The sequence below is a fragment of the Streptomyces sp. PT12 genome, from assembly GCF_003311645.1.
In the GTDB taxonomy this organism is placed as follows: domain Bacteria; phylum Actinomycetota; class Actinomycetes; order Streptomycetales; family Streptomycetaceae; genus Streptomyces.
The window spans coordinates 181,115-195,817 of the sequence record NZ_QEST01000088.1 but is presented as its reverse complement, the minus strand read 5'-3'; the positions used below and the strand labels follow the sequence as shown (position 1 = coordinate 195,817).

13 protein-coding genes are annotated in these 14,703 nt (G+C 72.9%); 11 read left to right on the top strand and 2 right to left on the bottom strand.

Annotated features, from left to right (window positions below; translation table 11 throughout):
- Positions 1-52: 52 nt before the first annotated feature.
- From DEH69_RS10035 to trpD, 4 genes are all read left to right on the top strand, one after another.
- Positions 53-862: a cytochrome c gene (locus tag DEH69_RS10035; protein ID WP_113686567.1), complete on the top strand. Its 810-nt coding sequence runs from the start codon at positions 53-55 to the stop codon at positions 860-862.
- Positions 859-1,929, top strand: coding sequence for a ubiquinol-cytochrome c reductase iron-sulfur subunit (locus tag DEH69_RS10030; RefSeq protein ID WP_113686566.1), 1,071 nt, complete (start codon positions 859-861; stop codon positions 1,927-1,929). Before DEH69_RS10035 ends, DEH69_RS10030 begins: the two co-directional genes overlap by 4 nt.
- The gene (locus DEH69_RS10025) at positions 1,926-3,563 is read left to right on the top strand and encodes a cytochrome bc complex cytochrome b subunit (protein WP_113686565.1); all 1,638 of its coding nucleotides are present in this window, start codon (positions 1,926-1,928) and stop codon (positions 3,561-3,563) included. The genes DEH69_RS10030 and DEH69_RS10025 overlap by 4 nt, the downstream gene beginning before the upstream one ends.
- Positions 3,564-3,727: 164 nt before the next feature.
- Positions 3,728-4,792 carry an anthranilate phosphoribosyltransferase gene (gene trpD, locus DEH69_RS10020; RefSeq protein WP_113686564.1) on the top strand — a complete coding sequence of 355 codons (1,065 nt, stop codon included), beginning with the start codon at positions 3,728-3,730 and terminating at the stop codon, positions 4,790-4,792.
- A gap of 46 nt (positions 4,793-4,838) precedes the next feature.
- Here the strand turns inward: trpD and DEH69_RS10015 are convergent, their stop codons facing one another.
- Positions 4,839-5,117 (bottom strand): Lrp/AsnC family transcriptional regulator, encoded by a 279-nt coding sequence (locus DEH69_RS10015; protein ID WP_113686563.1) that lies wholly within the window; start codon positions 5,115-5,117, stop codon positions 4,839-4,841.
- Positions 5,118-5,276: 159 nt separating this feature from the next.
- Between DEH69_RS10015 and DEH69_RS10010 the strand changes: the two genes are divergently transcribed.
- The 4 genes from DEH69_RS10010 to DEH69_RS09995 all read left to right on the top strand — a co-directional run bounded on the left by DEH69_RS10010 (position 5,277) and on the right by DEH69_RS09995 (position 10,428).
- On the top strand, positions 5,277-6,617 hold the full coding sequence (locus DEH69_RS10010) for an NYN domain-containing protein (protein WP_113686640.1): 1,341 nt from the start codon (positions 5,277-5,279) through the stop codon (positions 6,615-6,617).
- Positions 6,618-6,939: 322 nt separating this feature from the next.
- Positions 6,940-7,986: an NlpC/P60 family protein gene (locus DEH69_RS10005; protein WP_113686639.1), complete on the top strand. Its 1,047-nt coding sequence runs from the start codon at positions 6,940-6,942 to the stop codon at positions 7,984-7,986.
- Between the two features lie 272 nt (positions 7,987-8,258).
- A complete protein-coding gene (locus DEH69_RS10000; protein WP_258534567.1) occupies positions 8,259-9,248 on the top strand; it encodes an NlpC/P60 family protein in 990 nt (329 codons plus the stop codon).
- Positions 9,249-9,273: 25 nt separating this feature from the next.
- Complete coding sequence (locus tag DEH69_RS09995; RefSeq protein WP_113686562.1) at positions 9,274-10,428, top strand: glycosyltransferase family 4 protein; 1,155 nt, start codon at positions 9,274-9,276, stop codon at positions 10,426-10,428.
- Positions 10,429-10,541: 113 nt separating this feature from the next.
- On the opposite strand, the gene DEH69_RS09990 is transcribed toward DEH69_RS09995, so the two are convergent.
- Positions 10,542-12,347 carry a long-chain fatty acid--CoA ligase gene (locus tag DEH69_RS09990; RefSeq protein WP_113686637.1) on the bottom strand — a complete coding sequence of 602 codons (1,806 nt, stop codon included), beginning with the start codon at positions 12,345-12,347 and terminating at the stop codon, positions 10,542-10,544.
- Positions 12,348-12,478: 131 nt separating this feature from the next.
- Here DEH69_RS09990 and DEH69_RS09985 point away from each other — a divergent pair, with 131 nt between their 5' ends.
- The 3 genes from DEH69_RS09985 to DEH69_RS09975 all read left to right on the top strand — a co-directional run bounded on the left by DEH69_RS09985 (position 12,479) and on the right by DEH69_RS09975 (position 14,696).
- Positions 12,479-12,919 carry an SRPBCC family protein gene (locus DEH69_RS09985; RefSeq protein WP_113686561.1) on the top strand — a complete coding sequence of 147 codons (441 nt, stop codon included), beginning with the start codon at positions 12,479-12,481 and terminating at the stop codon, positions 12,917-12,919.
- Between the two features lie 116 nt (positions 12,920-13,035).
- Positions 13,036-13,542: a DUF5304 family protein gene (locus DEH69_RS09980; protein ID WP_181727348.1), complete on the top strand. Its 507-nt coding sequence runs from the start codon at positions 13,036-13,038 to the stop codon at positions 13,540-13,542.
- A 212-nt stretch (positions 13,543-13,754) separates the two neighbouring features.
- Complete coding sequence (locus DEH69_RS09975) at positions 13,755-14,696, top strand: ROK family glucokinase (RefSeq protein WP_113686560.1); 942 nt, start codon at positions 13,755-13,757, stop codon at positions 14,694-14,696.
- Positions 14,697-14,703: the final 7 nt, after the last annotated feature.

Genomic DNA, 14,703 nt, shown 5'->3' with positions numbered 1-14,703 from the left:
GACACGCACACCTCAAGCACCGACGCAGAAGATCCTGACCCCGGGGTAATCCGTGAAAAAGCTCTCCGTACGACGGCGCCATCCGCTGGCGGCGCTCGTCGTCCTCCTCCTCGCGCTGGCGGCCACAGGGGGGCTGTACGCGACGCTCGCCCCCGCGGACGAGGCGCAGGCCGAGGCTTCGGCCCAGTCCCTCGCCATCGAGGAGGGCAAGAAGCTGTACGACGTCGGCTGCTCGAGCTGCCACGGCTCCGGCGGCCAGGGGAGCAGCGACGGGCCCCCGCTGACCGGGGTCGGCGCCGCGGCGGTCGACTTCCAGGTCGGCACCGGGCGCATGCCCCTCCAGCAGCCTGGCCCGCAGGCCGAGGAGAAGCCGGTCGTCTACACGCAGGCAGAGATCGACCAGCTCGCCGCGTATGTCGCCTCCCTCGGCCCGGGCCCGAGCGTGCCGAACGAGTCGGCCTACGACCCCTCGGCGGGCGACGCCGCCAGGGGCGGCGAGCTGTTCCGCACCAACTGCTCCCAGTGCCACAACTTCACCGGCCAGGGCGGCGCGCTGACCCATGGCAAGGAAGCCCCGGCGCTGGACAACGTGGACCCCAGGTACATCTACGAGGCCATGGTCACGGGCCCCGCCAACATGCCGTCCTTCCCCAACTCCACGCTGCCGGAGGAGGAGAAGCAGGACATCATCGCGTGGCTGCACGCGGTCAACACCGCGGAGTCCCCGAGCCCGGGCGGCCTGGGCCTCGGTGGCTTCGGGCCGGTCAGCGAGGGCCTCTTCGCCTGGACGTTCGGCATCGGTGCCCTCATCGCCGTCGCCGTGTGGATCGGGGCCAGGACCGCGAAGGCCAGGAAGTCATGAGTAGCCGAACTGATCAGACCGAATCGCGCAACGACTCGTCGGATGACCACCTCCCCGACCAGCGCGAGGGCGGTGCCGTGGCGGAGGCGGACGACCCGTTCGCCGACCCGGGGCTGCCGCCGCACGAACCCCGCAGGCAGGACATCGACGAGCGGGCCGCCCGGCGCTCCGAGCGCACCGTGGCCTTCCTCTTCACCCTGTCGATGCTCGCCACGGTCGGCTTCATCGCCTCCTATGTGGCCATCCCGATCGATGAGATCGTCTTCATCTGGCCGTTCGGGCACGTCAGCGGGCTGAACTTCGCCCTTGGCCTCACCCTCGGGCTCGCCCTCTTCTGCGTCGGCGCGGGCGCCATCCACTGGGCGCGCACCCTGATGTCCGACGAGGAGGTCGCCGAGGAGCGGCACGCCGTCGAGGCGACGCCCGAGGTCAAGGCGCACGTTCTCGAGGAGTTCGCCAAGGGGGCCGCCGAGTCGCAGATCGGCCGCAGGAAGCTCGCCCGCAACACCATGCTCGGCGCCCTCGGCCTCGTGCCGCTCGCCGGCGTGGTGCTGCTGCGCGACCTCGGCCCGCTGCCCGAGGACAAGCTCCACCGCACCGCCTGGAAGGAGGGCTCGCTGATCATCAACGAGGCCACCCTCCAGCCGCTGCGCCCCGAGGACATCACGGTGGGCTCGCTCACGCAGGCCATGCCGGAAGGGCTCGACCCGCACGCCGAGAACTTCCACGCGGAGATCGCCAAGGCCGCCGTCATGCTGGTGCGCCTTGAGCCGGAGGACATCAAGGACCCGCGCTCCGCGGAGTGGGGCCACGAGGGCATCCTCTGCTACTCCAAGATCTGCACTCACATCGGCTGCCCCGCGACCCTCTACGAGCAGCAGTCCCACCACGCGCTCTGCCCCTGCCACCAGTCGACGTTCGACCTCGCCGACGGCGCCCGGGTCCTCTTCGGGCCCGCGGGCCACCCGCTGCCGCAGCTGCGCATCACGGTCAACGACGAAGGCTTCCTCCAGGCGCTCGGCGACTTCGAGGAGCCCCCCGGCCCGAGCTTTTGGGAGCGCGGATGAGTACGGCAACGAAGGACCCCAAGACCAGGGGCAAGGCACCGGCCGGAGAGAAGATCGCCGACTGGGCCGACGGCCGGGTGGGGCTCTACAGCCTCGCCAAGGCCAACATGCGGAAGATCTTCCCCGACCACTGGTCGTTCCTGCTGGGTGAGATCTGCCTCTATAGCTTCGTCATCCTGATCCTGACCGGCGTGTACCTCACCATGTTCTTCGTGCCGAGCATGGCCGAGGTGGAGTACCACGGCAGCTATGTCCCGATGCAGGGCGTGATGATGACCGAGGCGTACGCCTCGACGCTCGACATCAGCTTCGACGTCCGCGGCGGCCTGCTGGTCCGGCAGATCCACCACTGGGCGGCGCTGATCTTTGTCGTCGGCATCATGTTCCACATGATGCGGGTGTTCTTCACCGGCTCCTTCCGCAAGCCGCGCGAGATCAACTGGCTGTTCGGCTGGACGCTGTTCATCCTGGCCATCTTCACGGGCCTCACCGGCTACTCGCTGCCCGACGACCTGCTCTCCGGCACCGGCATCCGCTTCATGGAGGGCGCGATCCTCTCCATGCCGGTGGTGGGCACCTATATCCAGATGTTCCTGTTCGGCGGGGAGTTCCCCGGGCACGACATCATCCCGAGGTTCTTCGTCATCCATGTGCTGCTGCTGCCCGGCATCATGCTCGGCCTGGTCGCGGCGCACCTGATCCTGATCATCTACCACAAGCACACGCACTTCGCGGGCCCCGGCAGGACCAACGACAACGTCGTCGGCATGCCGTTCCTGCCCATCTACATGGCGAAGGCGGGCGGCTTCTTCTTCCTGGTGTTCGGCGTCATCGCGGCCATCGCGGCCACGGCGACGATCAACCCCGTCTGGGTGCTCGGGCCCTATCGGCCCGACCAGGTCTCGACGAACGCCCAGCCCGACTGGTATCTCGGCTTCTCCGAGGGACTGGTCCGCATGATGCCGGGATGGGAGTGGGTGATCCCGGGCGGCTACACGCTCAACTTCGGCCTGATGATCCCGCTCGCGGTCTTCCCCGGCGTGCTCGTGCTGATCGGCCTGTACCCGTTCTTCGAGTCCTGGCTGACGCGCGACAACCGCGAGCACCACATCGCGCAGCGGCCGAGGAACGCCCCCACCCGCACGGGTCTCGGCGTCGCGTGGCTCGTGGCGTACGGCGTCGCCCTCGTCGCGGGCGGGAACGACGTGTGGGCGGTCAACTTCAACCTGTCGATCAACGCCATCACCTGGGTGTGCCGAATCGGGTTCTTCGTCTTCCCCGTGATCGCGTTCGTCATCACGCGGCGGATCTGCCTCGGCCTCCAGCGCAGGGACCGGGAGAAGGTGCTGCACGGCCGCGAGACCGGCATCATCAAGCGGCTGCCGCACGGTGAGTTCGTCGAGGTCCACGAGCCGCTGCCGCGCGAGACGCTGTACACGCTGACCGCGCACGACCAGGACAGGCCCGCCGAGATCGGCCCCGAGACGGACGAGAACGGCGTGCGGCGCAAGGTCAGCCCGCTGGAGCGGCTGCGGGTGAAGATCTCCCGCGGGTACTTCGGCGAGCAGGCGCAGATCCCGAAGCCGACGACGGAGGAGTACCGGGAGATCACGAGCGGCCACGGCCACCACTGATCGTTCCCACTGCCCCTCGGACCCCGTTTCCGACACCGTTTCCGAACGAGGCCGTGGTCCCCCGCCTGTGTGGGGGACCACGGCCTTGTGGCGTTCACCGGGCCCGCTAGGGTCTGCTGTGAAAGCGGCGCCGATCAGCCGTCCGAACCCCCGGAGTGATTCCCATGAGCGTTGTGACCCCCGCAGGAGGCGACACCGCGGCGGCGCACACCTGGCCCGAGGTGCTGACGACCCTGGTGGCCGGGCGTGACCTGTCGATGGACGCGACCGCGTGGGCAATGGACCAGATCATGACCGGCGAGGCCACCGACGCGCAGATCGCGGGCTTCGCGGTGGCGCTGCGCGCCAAGGGCGAGACGGTCGACGAGGTCGGCGGCCTGGTGCGGGCGATGTACGAACACGCCAACCTGATCGAGGTGCCGGGGCCCGCGGTGGACATCGTGGGCACGGGGGGCGACAGGGCCAGGACGGTCAACATCTCCACGATGGCCGCCATCGTGGTCGCGGGCACGGGCGCGACGGTCGTCAAGCACGGCAACCGCGCGGCGTCGAGCGCGAGCGGCGCGTCCGATGTGCTCGAACAGCTCGGCGTCAACCTGGAGTTGACCCCCGAGCGGGTCGCCGAGGTGGCCGTCGACGCGGGCATCACGTTCTGCTTCGCGATCAGGTTCCACCCGGCGCTGCGCCATGTGGCCACCGCGCGGCGCGAGCTGGGGATCCCCACCCCGTTCAACTTTCTCGGCCCCCTCACCAACCCCGCCCGCGTCCGGGCCCAGGCCACGGGCGTCGCGGACGCGCGGATGGCGCCCATCATGGCGGGCGTCCTGGCCGAACGCGGCGCCTCGGCGCTGGTGTTCCGCGGCGACGACGGGCTGGACGAGCTGACGATCACCGCCACGTCGACGGTGTGGGTCGTGCGCGACGGCAAGGTGCGCGAGGAGAGCTTCGACCCGCGCGACGTGGGCCTGGCCATCGCGCCCGTCGAGTCGCTGCGCGGCGCCGACGCGGCCCACAACGCCGAGGTGGCCAGGGCGGTCCTGGCGGGCGCGACGGGCCCGGTCAGGGACGCGGTGGTGCTCAACGCCGCGGCGGCGCTTGTCGCGTTGAACCCCGGGGACGCGCCGCTGCGCGACCAGATCGCCCTGCGGATGGCCACGGCGGCCGAGTCGATCGACAGCGGGGCCGCGGCCCGCTGCCTCGACCGCTGGGTGCGCGCGACCCACGCCTGAGGGGCCGGGGCGGGCGCGCGCGGTGGGCCTCGGCGTGGGCCTCGGCCTACTCGAGGCCGATCGCGAACGCCGCCTCGAGGTCGTGCTGCGAGTAGGTGCGGAACGCGATGTGCGTCTCCGTCGACGTCACGCCAGGGATCTTGCTGATCCTGGCCGGGATCACCTCGGCCAGCTCTTCGTGGCGGTGCACCCGCACCATGGCGATAAGGTCGTGGGGGCCGGTCACCGAGTACACCTCGCTGACCCCTTCGAGCGCCGCGATCTGCTCGGCGACCTCAGGGACGCGGTCCACGCTGGTCTTGATGAGCACGATCGAAGTGATCACGGCTGGCCCCTCCTGGTGGATGTCCCGCCCGATGTCGCGCGGGATGTGCGGCGGACGCGGTACGCAGGGCACACCTTAGCCCGCGGCGTGGGCCCCCGCGGCTACCAGGCCGTAGGGTGAAGTGGACAACGACAGGGCTGACGGACGGTGCGAGCGGTGGTGGATCCGACGGAAGGCGACGCGGACGCGGCCGAGACCCTCGACCGCCCGCTGCCCGAGCGGGTCAGGCACCGGGTGATCCTTCTCGCGGCCGACGCTTTCTCCGGGCTCACCCTGGCCGAGTTGCCTCCCACGTTGCGGCAGTATGCCCGGTTCACCCCATCCCGTCGGGTGAAATTCGGCGGCAGCTCGATGGCCGCGTCGCTCGAGAGCGACCCGGACTTCAGGCGGCGCGTCGCGGCGCGGCTGCGGGAGACCGAGCCCGAGCTCGCCGAGGCCGTGACCCAGGGCAACCCCCCGCCCGCCGCCGACCCCGTGGAGGTGGCGGCGGCGGCGTTCGTGCTGCGCCCGCCTGGCTGGGCCAAGCTGGTGGCCGCGGCGGGCGAGGAAGCGCAGCGCGCTCAGGACGAACGCGCCGAGCGGGAGCGCGAGCAGGAGCTGGCGCGGCTGCGCGACGAGGTGGCCCGGCTGACGGCGCTCACGCGCACCGAGGGCGACCGGCTGCGCGGCGAGTTGGAGGCGGCGCGCAAGGAGACCGACGCCGTGCACCGCAAGCTGCGCAGCGCGCTGGCCGACGTGCGGCGCGGCGAGGCCGCGGCGCGCAAGCTGCGGGCCGAGCTCGACGACGTGCGCGGCGAGGCCGCGGCGGCCAGGGCCGCGGCGGAGGGCGAGGCCAGGCGGCTGCGGGCGCGGCTCTCGGAGGCGGAGGCGGCCCTCGAGGCCAGCCGCAAGGCGGTGCGCGAGGGCCGCGGCATCGAGGACATGCGGCTGCGGCTCCTGCTCGACACGGTCCTCGACGCGGCCCAGGGCCTGCGCCGCGAACTGGCCCTGCCGCCCGCCAGGTTGCGGCCCGCGCAGACCGTCGAGGCGGTGGAGCCAGGCGGGTTGACCCCCCAGGACATCGCGCACCGCGCGCTCTCCGAGGACGACCCCGCGCTGCTCGACCAGCTCCTCGCGCTGCCCCAGGCGCACCTCGTGGTCGACGGGTACAACGTCACCAAGACCGGCTATCCCGCACTGCCGTTGGAGAAGCAGCGGCTGCGGCTGCTCGGCGGCCTCGCCGTGCTGGCCGCGCAGACGGGCGCCGAGATGACGTGCGTGTTCGACGGCGCCGAGCTGGCGGCCCCCGTGCTGGTGACGCCGCCGCGCGGGGTGCGGGTGCTGTTCAGCAACCCGGGGGAGACCGCCGACGAGTTGATTCGGCGCCTGGTGCGCGCCGAGCCGCAGGGGCGGCCCGTCGTGGTGGTCTCGGCCGACCGCGAGGTGGCGGACGGGGTCGCGGCCGCGGGGGCGCGCCCCGTGGCCTCCGCGCTGCTCCTGCGGCGCCTCGCGCGCGCCTGATGACCACATGGGCGATCCGCCCTTCCGTGCCGGAGTTGTGGCCGTTGCGCGGGGAAAGGGGCGACTGCGCCCGCCTTGCCCTCGCTCGTCCCCCACGGAACGTGCGTACCCGATTGCCGCTCGTGTGAGGTGAGTAAAATATGCCCGGGGGGATTTGAAGGATCGAAACCCACCTCGCTAGGGTCAGGGCTCGAACCTCCGCGCGGTAGTCCATCCATCCGGGGTGGCCGTGGGGGAACCGCCGAATCCGCGGCAGTTGCGCGGAGCCGGGGCCATCGCCCCCACGCCCGGCAGGCGGCTGAGGAAGAAGGAGCTCGCCCCCGTGGCGTCCCACCGTCGTCCCAAGCAGCCGAGCCGCGCCCGTATGACCATCTTCGGTGCCACGGCCGCCGCCGCCAGTGTCGCGATATCCACGCAGACCGCGCAGGCCGCGCCGGGTCAGAGCCTCGAAGAGGTCCAGGAAGAGGTCGACCGGCTGTACGAGGAGGCCGGTTCGGCCACCGACGAGTACAACGGCGCCAAGGAGCGCGAGGAGCAGCTCCAGGAGGAGGTCGAGGCCCTCCAGGACGCCACGGCCCGTGGCCAGCAGGAGCTCAACGAGCTGCGCGCGAGCGTCGGTTCGGTGGCCTCGGCCCAGTACCGCAACGGCGGCGTTGACCCCTCGGTGCAGCTCTTCCTCTCCTCCGACCCCGACGCCTATCTGGACCAGGCGTCCACGCTCGACCAGGTCAGCGGCAAGCAGGCGGAGACCCTGCGGCTGATCGAGGACCAGCAGCGCTCGCTCGACCAGCAGCGGGACGAGGCGAGCGACCGGCTCGCCGAGCTCGAGGAGGTCCGCACCGAGGTCGGCGACCGCAAGGAAGAGATCCAGGAGAAGCTGAGCGAGGCCCAGGCCCTGCTCAACCAGCTCACCGCCGAGCAGCAGGCCGAGTTGGAGGCCCAGGAGGCGGCCGAGGCCGCCGAGGCGGCGGAGCGCGCGAGCCGGGACAGCGGGCGCCCCATCCTGGACGGCAGCGGCTCGTCCTATGGCGAGGCCGCCCTGTCCGCCGCCATCAGCAAGCTCGGCTCCCCGTATGTGTGGGGCGCCACGGGCCCCAACGCGTTCGACTGCTCGGGCCTCACCTCATGGGCGTTCGCGCAGGCCGGTGTCTCGCTGCCGCGCACGTCCCAGGCGCAGGCGGGCGCGGGCACCAGGGTCTCCATGAGCGAACTCGCCCCGGGCGACCTGGTGATCTACTACAGCGACCTGCACCACGTCGGCATCTACGCCGGGAACGGCACGATCATCCACTCGCCCAACTCCAACTCCACGGTGGAGTACCTGGGCGTCGACGTGATGCCGTTCCAGTTTGGCGTGCGGGTCGGCTGAGCCCGGTCGTTCGCTGTCCTTGGTCGCCTTCCCCCGTCACCTTTCCCTGAGCCCATCCAGGTGATTCGGGGTTTCCCGCGCTCCGTCGCGCCCCCGGTGTGACCTGCGGTTGCGTGCCGGGAGGCGGCGCGTGCGGCGTTGCCGTTCGCCGACTCCCGTGCCGCGCGGCTACATTCTGCTCCCCTCAGGTAACCCACCGAAGGGAGCGGCCCGTAGTGGTCTCGCATCGACGCGATCCGCAGGCGAGGACGAGAAGGGCGGCCAGGGTCGGCGTGCTGTCCGCAGCCGCGACCGCGGCCGCCGCGATGGGGGCGGTGCCGGTCCTGGCCGAGCCCGCCCCGCCGCCGCCGTCCGACAGCGCCGAGGCGGCCAGGGAGTTGGACGACGTCTTCGCCGAGGCCGAGCGCGCCGTCGAGGCGTACAACGGCGCGGCGGAGCGCGTCGCGGCGCTGACCGAGGAGTTCGAGCGCCACCGCGACCGCGTCGCCGAAGGCCAGGAGGCGGTCAACGCCAAGCGGCGCACGGTCGGCTCGGCCGCGGCGGCCGAGTACCGCGCGGGCGGCCTCGGGCCCGCCGTGGCGCTCATGATGTCCGACAGCCCCGACCGGTATCTGGCCGCGGCCACCGCGCTCGAACGGTTCGGCACGCGCCGCGCGGGCGAGCTGCGCGACCTGGTGGCGGCCCAGCGGAGCCTGGAGCAGCGCCGCGAGGACGCGTCCGACAAGCTGGAGGAGCTGACCGGGGAACAGACGCGCCTGGCCCGCCACAAGCGCGCCGCGCAGCGCAAACTCGCCACCGCGCGCCGCCACTTCGACGAGCTGTCCGAGCGGGAGCGGCGCGAGCGCGAGCGCGCCGAGCGCGAGGCGGCAGCCGAGCCGCCGCCCACCGCCGCGCCCGAGGCGCCCGCGGAGGGCTCGGGGCGTGGCGCGCGGGCGCTCGCGGCCGCCCGTGGCGCCGTGGGGTCCCCGTACGCGTGGGGGCAGGCAGGGCCCGACGCGTTCGACTGCTCGGGGCTCATCCAGTGGGCCTACGCGCAGGCCGGGGTCGCCCTGCCGCGCACCTCACAGGCGCAGGCGGGCGCTGGCCGAAAGGTGTCGCTCGCCCAGGCGCAGCCCGGCGACATCGTGGTCTACCGGTCCGATGCGAGCCATGTGGGGATGTACGTCGGGGGTGGGCAGATCGTGCACTCCCCGCACCCCGGGGCCACAGTGCGGTACGAGTCGGTGGGAATTCTTCCCGTCTCCTCGGTCGTCCGGCCCTGAGGACCCTCGGTATCGTCTCGTCCTGATGCGTAAGACATTGATTGTCACCAATGATTTTCCGCCACGGCCCGGAGGCATCCAGGCGTTCCTGCACAGCATGGCGGTGCGGCTGGACCCGCGGCGGGTGGTCGTCTACACCTCCTCGTGGCGTGGCGACCCCGAACAGGGCGGCACCACGGCCGAGTTCGACGCGGAGCAGCCGTTCCCCGTCATCAGGGACAGGGCCAGCCTGCTGCTGCCCACCCCGGCCGTGCGGCGGCGGGCCACCGGGCTGCTGCGCGCGCACGGCTGCACGGCCGTGTGGTTTGGCGCCGCGGCGCCGCTCGGCGCGCTCGCGCCCGCGCTGCGCGCCGCGGGCGCGGAGCGCATGGTCGCCACGACGCACGGGCACGAGGCTGCGTGGGCCCAGCTGCCGGGCGCGCGGGCGCTGTTGCGCCGGGTCGGGGACACCACCGATGTGATCACCTACCTCGGCGAGTACACGCGCAGCAGGATCGCGCGGGCGCTGAGCCCGGAGGCCGCCGCCCGCATGGTGCAACTGCCGCCCGGCGTGGACGAGAAGACGTTCCACCCCGACTCGGGAGGCGCCGCGCTGCGGGCGTCCATGGGCCTGGCCGACCGGCCCGTGATCGTGTGCGTCTCCCGGCTGGTGCACCGCAAGGGCCAGGACACCCTGATCAGGGCGATGCCCCGGGTGCTCGCCGCGGAGCCGGACGCCGTGCTGCTGATCGTCGGCGGCGGGCCCTACCGCGTGGACCTGGAGAAGCTGGCCGCCAAGGAGGGCGTGGCGACATCGGTGCGGTTCACCGGCGCCGTGCCATGGGAGGACCTGCCCGCGCACTTCGGGGCGGGCGACGTGTTCGCGATGCCGTGCCGCACCCGGGCCGGTGGCCTGGACGTCGAAGGGCTCGGCATGGTCTACCTCGAGGCGTCAGCCACCGGACTGCCCGTGCTCAGCGGGGACTCGGGCGGCGCGCCCGACGCCGTCCTCCCTGGCGAGACCGGCTGGATCGTGCGCGGCGGCCAGGAGTCGGCACCCGTGGAGACGGCCGACCGCCTGATCACGCTGCTGCGCGACGCCGAGCTGCGCCGCCGCATGGGCGAGCGCGGCAGGGCCTGGGTCGAGGAACGCTGGCGCTGGGACCTCCTGGTGGAACGCCTGCGCGGCCTCCTCGGCTAGCCAGCGCCCTTCCGGCGGATCACGCGCCCCCCTGCCGGTCGGCCAGGCCGGATCGTGTCAGCGGCGGCGACCCTCCGGCTTCGGCGCCGGGCGCCACCGGCGCGGCGCCGCGCTCAGCGGTAGAGCGCGTCGATCTCGTCCGCGCAGTCCCTCGCCACCACATGGCGCCGCAGCTTGAGCGACGGCGTGAGGTGGCCCGACTCCTGCGTGAACTGCCCCGGCAGCACCCGGAACTTCCGCACCGACTCGGCCCTGGAGACCGCGGTGTTGCCGTCGTCCACGGCCTTCTGCACGCTCGCGAGCAGCAGCGGGTGGCGCAGCAGCTCCTCCCTCGGCAGGTCGCCGAGGCCGTTGCGGCCCGCCCAGCGCCGCAGGAACGCGTCGTCGAGCGTGATGAGCGCCGCGACGAACGGGCGCCCGTCGCCGACCACCATGCACTCGGCGATCAGCTCGTGCGCCCGCACCCGGTCCTCGATGGCGGCGGGCGCGACGTTCTTGCCGCTCGCGGTCACCAGGATCTCCTTCTTGCGCCCCGTGATGGTCAGATAGCCGTCCGCGTCGAGCGACCCGAGGTCGCCGGTGTGGAACCAGCCGCCCGCCATCGCCTCCCGCGTGGCCCGCTCGTCGCCCAGGTAGCCGGTGAACAGGTGGTCGCCGCGCACCAGCACCTCGCCGTCGTCGGCCACGCGCACCGCGGTCCCGGCGAGCGGCAGGCCCACGGTCCCGATGCGCGGTGCGTCACAGGGGTTGAACGCCGTGGGCGCGCACGTCTCGGTGAGCCCGTAGCCCTCGAGCACGGTGAAGCCGATGCCGCGGAAGAAGTGCCCCAGGCGTGCGCCGAGCGGCCCGCCGCCCGAGATCGCGTGGGTGGCGCGGCCGCCGAGCGTGTCCCTGATCCGCCGGTAGACCAGCCCGTCGCACAGCCGGTGCGCCAGCCGCAGCGGCACCCCGGGGCCCGAACGGCCGTCGAGCGCGCGGCTGTAGGCGATCGCGACCGCCGCGGCGCGGTCGAACAGCCAGCCCATGCGCCGCTCGCGCGCGGCGGCCCGCGCGCTGTTGAAGAGCTTCTCGAACACCCGGGGCACGCCCAGGACGATCGTCGGGCGGAACGTCGCCAGGTCGTCGGTCAGCGTGTGCGCGTCGGGCACGTGGCCGAGGCGGATCGGCGCGCACAGGGCCACCACCTCGACCATGCGCGCGAAGACGTGGGCGAGCGGCAGGAACAGCAGCACCGAGCTGTGCCCCGTGCGCAGCAGCGGCGCCATGGACGCGACCACGGCGTGGCCCATCGTCAGGAACGCCCGGTGCGTCAGGACACAGCCCTTGGGGCGGCCCGTCGTTCCCGAGGTGTAGATCACCGTCGCGGGGGAGTCGGCGGTCAACGTCGCGGTGGCGGCGTCCAGGTCGGCGTCGCTCACCCCGGCGCCCGCCGCGGTCAGCTCGGCGACGGCGCCGGGGGTGTCGTCGGCCGGGTCCATGGTCCACAGCCGGGTCAGCTCGGGCAGGTCGTGCCGGATCGACTCGACGGCCGCCCGGTGCCCGGCGTCGCACACGACCGCGGCGACGGCGCCCGAGTCCCTGAGGTTCCAGGCGATCTGGGCGGGCGAACTCGTCTCGTACACCGGCACGGTGACCGCGCCCGCCGTCCAGATCGCGAAGTCGAACAGCGTCCACTCGTACCGCGTGGGCGACATGAGCCCCACCCGCTGCCCCGGGCGCACGCCCGACGCCACCAGCCCCTTCGCGACCGCGCGCACCTCCGCGGCGAACGCGGACGCGGTCATGTCCCGCCAACCCGCGCCCTCCGCGCGGGCGATGAGCCCGACCCCGGGGAGGCGCTCCGCGGTGCTCCGCAGCAGCCCCGGCAGGTGTTCACCGCCGGAGACCTCGTACCGCGCCGGCAGGCTGAACTCGCGCACCACTGCTCCTCATCTGTCATGGTCCGGGGGCATTCGGCAGCCTACTGCCTCGCTCCCGTGCCCGGGTCCGCCGCGGCTCGCGGTAGCCTTCCCCCGAACGGCAGCGGCGGACAAGCGCGAGGAGCCACGCGATGGCCGAACACACCAGGTCGAGCATCACCATCGAAGCCAAGCCGGCCGATGTCATGGCGGTGATCGCCGACTTCGGCCGCTATCCCGAGTGGACGGGCGAGGTGAAGGAGGCCGAGGTGCTCTCCACGGGCGCCGACGGCAGGGCCGAGCAGGTCAGGCTGCTCCTCGACGCCGGGGCGATCAAGGACGAGCACACCCTGGCCTACACGTGGAACGGCGAGCACGAGGTCAGCTGGTCGCTGGTGAAGTCCCGCATGCTGCGCGCCCTCGACGGCTCCTACCTGCTGGCCCCCGTGGCCGACGGCGCGCACACCGAGGTCACCTACCAGCTCACCGTCGACGTCAAGATGCCGATGCTTGGCACCATCAAGCGCAAGGCCGAGAAGGTCATCATCGACCGGGCCCTCGACGGCCTGAAGAAACGCGTCGAGAGCGTGTAGCCCCCGTCGCGGCCCCCCGTCGCGCCCCCTCCTCGTGACCCCCGCCGCTGGCCCCTCGCCGCCCGGCCGTCCGGGGTAGGCTCGATGGGGACGGTCCACGCGCGAAGGAGGTCCCCATGAGCGACGCGCGCGAGCACTCCACCGAGCGCCCCTCGGGCCCGCCCCCCGACGAGGACGCCTGGGCCACGGCCTGCGAGGAGGACCTTGCCGACGAGCGGGCCAGGCGCCGTGCGGCCCGAGGCCCCCAGCCGGGCGACGCCGCGGACGAGCTGCGCAAGCTCGCCGACGCCCTCACCGACCGGCTCGGCCGCCTCGGCGCCGGTCTCGGCCCCGGCGTCGGCATGGCGGCGGGCCCCCTCGCCGCCCAGGCCAGGGCGGCCATCGAGCCCGTGATCGAGCGGAACGCCGACGTTCTCCACCATCTCGCGGGCGCGGGCCACGAGCTGCTTGCCGCCTATCGCGCCGCGGTCCTCGGCCCCGGCAGGGAGCGGCAGGACCCGGATGTGACGGCGGAGCGCGCGGACGGGCCGGGGGACAAGGCCGCGGACCCGGGCGCGGACAAGCCGGGCGAAACGGCCGGGCCCGAGGGCGGCGGCGGCCCTGGCCCCTCCGGCCAGCGCTGAACCGATACGGTCCCGCCCCGCCTCCCTCCGGTACCGTGGTCGCCGGCGGGGCACTATCTGACATCACTTGAGGGATTCGCGTTTCCTCCCCTTTCGGACATGCGGGCCGCGAGGGGGTTTCACTCGGCCGTCACGGCGAAGCGTCACCGCGAGGAGCGGTGACGCTTCGCCGTGAGTGAGCGGGGGAGCGCTTTCCATGCGAAGGAGATCTGATGGGACTGACCATCGGCGTCGATATCGGCGGTACGAAGATCGCGGCCGGTGTGGTGGACGAGGACGGCACGGTCCTCGATACGCGCCAGGTGGCGACCCCACCCACCCCCGAGGGCGTCGTCGAGGCCATCGCCGACGCGGTCAGCACGGTGGGGAAGGGCACGGGGGCCGAGGCCGTCGGCATCGGTGCCGCGGGTTACGTCGACGACAAGCGCGCCACCGTCCTCTTCGCTCCGAACATCGCGTGGCGGCACGAGGCGCTCAAGGACAAGATCGAGCAGCGCGTCGAGATGCCCGTCGTCGTGGAGAACGACGCCAACGCCGCGGCCTGGGGCGAGTTCCGCTTCGGCGCGGGCGCGGGCCACGACGACGTCGTCTGCATCACCCTGGGCACGGGCCTGGGCGGCGGCATCATCATCGGCGGCCGCCTGCACCGCGGACGGTTCGGCGTGGCGGGCGAGTTCGGGCACATCCGCGTCGTGCCCGACGGGCTGCTGTGCGGCTGCGGCAGCCAGGGCTGCTGGGAGCAGTACGCCTCGGGCCGCGCCCTTGTGCGCTACGCCAGGCAGCGCGCCGCCGCGACGCCCGAGGCCGCCGCCGTGCTGCTCGGTCTCGGCGACGGCACCCCCGATGGCATCGAGGGCCGCCACGTCAGCGCCGCGGCCCGGCAGGGCGACGGCGTCGCGATCGACTCCTTCCGCGAGCTGGCCCGCTGGGCCGGGGCCGGACTCGCCGACCTGGCCTCGCTGTTCGACCCGTCGGCGTTCATCGTGGGCGGCGGGGTCTCCGACGAGGGCGACCTGGTCCTCGACCCGATCCGCAAGTCGTTCCGCCGCTGGCTCGTCGGCAGCACCAACCGCCCGCACGCCCAGGTGCTCGCCGCCCAACTCGGCGGAAGGGCGGGCCTGGTGGGCGCGGCGGACCTGGCACGCCAGGGCTGACCCGGGC

What these genes read in the sequence shown, in the direction of transcription:
- DEH69_RS10030 (WP_113686566.1), top strand. Translation starts at nt 859, where the DNA reads ATGAGTAGCCGAACTGATCAGACCGAATCGCGCAACGACTCGTCGGAT.
- DEH69_RS10025 (WP_113686565.1), top strand. Translation starts at nt 1,926, where the DNA reads ATGAGTACGGCAACGAAGGACCCCAAGACCAGGGGCAAGGCACCGGCC.
- trpD (WP_113686564.1), top strand. Translation starts at nt 3,728, where the DNA reads ATGAGCGTTGTGACCCCCGCAGGAGGCGACACCGCGGCGGCGCACACC.
- DEH69_RS09995 (WP_113686562.1), top strand. Translation starts at nt 9,274, where the DNA reads ATGCGTAAGACATTGATTGTCACCAATGATTTTCCGCCACGGCCCGGA.
- DEH69_RS09985 (WP_113686561.1), top strand. Translation starts at nt 12,479, where the DNA reads ATGGCCGAACACACCAGGTCGAGCATCACCATCGAAGCCAAGCCGGCC.
- DEH69_RS09980 (WP_181727348.1), top strand. Translation starts at nt 13,036, where the DNA reads ATGAGCGACGCGCGCGAGCACTCCACCGAGCGCCCCTCGGGCCCGCCC.
- DEH69_RS09975 (WP_113686560.1), top strand. Translation starts at nt 13,755, where the DNA reads ATGGGACTGACCATCGGCGTCGATATCGGCGGTACGAAGATCGCGGCC.